The following is a 636-nucleotide window of genomic DNA, read 5'->3' as shown; positions in this document are numbered from 1 at the left end:
GTACATGAAGTTGGAATCGCTAGTAATCGCAGATCAGCATGCTGCGGTGAATACGTTCCCGGGCCTTGTACACACCGCCCGTCACACCATGGGAGTTGGTTTTACCCGAAGGTAGTGCGCTAACCGCAAGGAGGCAGCTAACCACGGTAGGGTCAGCGACTGGGGTGAAGTCGTAACAAGGTAGCCGTAGGGGAACCTGCGGCTGGATCACCTCCTTAATCGACGACATCAGCTGCTTCATAAGCTCCCACACGAATTGCTTGATTCATTGAAGAAGACGATAGAAGCAGCTTTAAGCTCCAAGCTGATAGCTCCAAGCTAACAGTTACAAGCTCGAAATTGGGTCTGTAGCTCAGTTGGTTAGAGCGCACCCCTGATAAGGGTGAGGTCGGCAGTTCGAATCTGCCCAGACCCACCAATTTTGTTATGGGGCCATAGCTCAGCTGGGAGAGCGCCTGCCTTGCACGCAGGAGGTCAGCGGTTCGATCCCGCTAGGCTCCACCAACGTGTTCTTTGAAAACTAGATAACAGAAGTAATTCACATTCAATTAGTAATGCAAGATATCACGTAGTGATTCTTTTTAACGGTTAAGTTAGAAAGGGCGCACGGTGGATGCCTTGGCACTAGGAGCCGAT

The 636-nt window shown here is 50.9% G+C and carries 2 tRNA genes and 1 rRNA gene; all 3 read left to right on the top strand.

Going from position 1 to position 636, the window contains the following annotated elements:
- Positions 1-218, top strand: a 16S ribosomal RNA gene (locus SB816_RS29740); the annotation flags it as partial.
- Positions 219-341: 123 nt separating this feature from the next.
- Positions 342-418, top strand: a tRNA-Ile gene (locus SB816_RS29735).
- A 10-nt stretch (positions 419-428) separates the two neighbouring features.
- A tRNA-Ala gene (locus SB816_RS29730) sits at positions 429-504 on the top strand.
- Positions 505-636: the final 132 nt, after the last annotated feature.

This window comes from Achromobacter sp. SIMBA_011 (genome assembly GCF_046535435.1).
GTDB classification, from domain to species: domain Bacteria; phylum Pseudomonadota; class Gammaproteobacteria; order Burkholderiales; family Burkholderiaceae_B; genus Achromobacter; species Achromobacter dolens.
Note: the sequence above shows the minus strand (reverse complement) of the source record. Positions and strands in the feature narration are given on the sequence as shown.